This window comes from Roseibium sp. RKSG952 (genome assembly GCF_009711355.1).
Genome location: NZ_SMMF01000031.1, coordinates 1 through 212, shown reverse-complemented (window position 1 = coordinate 212; position 212 = coordinate 1). Strand labels below are relative to the sequence as shown.

Sequence of the window (212 nt, the reverse complement as noted above, 5' to 3'; positions counted from 1 at the left end):
CCAATAGAAATTTGGTGGCAGGACGAGGCCCGGGTCGGCCAGAAGACCAAGACCACGCGGCGTTGGGCGCGCAAGGGCACCCGGCCGGTTGCTCTGAAGGATCAGCGGACCAAGTCGGCCTGGATCTTTGGCGCCATTTGTCCGCAACGCGGTGTCGGCGCGGGTCTTGTCGTCCCCCACTGTAACACGGCCATGATGCAGCTCCATCTGCA

Annotated in this window: 1 protein-coding gene; it reads left to right on the top strand. The window is 63.7% G+C overall.

Annotated features, from left to right (window positions below):
• On the top strand, positions 1–212 hold a 212-nt coding region (locus E1297_RS00075; protein WP_196223047.1), incomplete at both ends, for a transposase.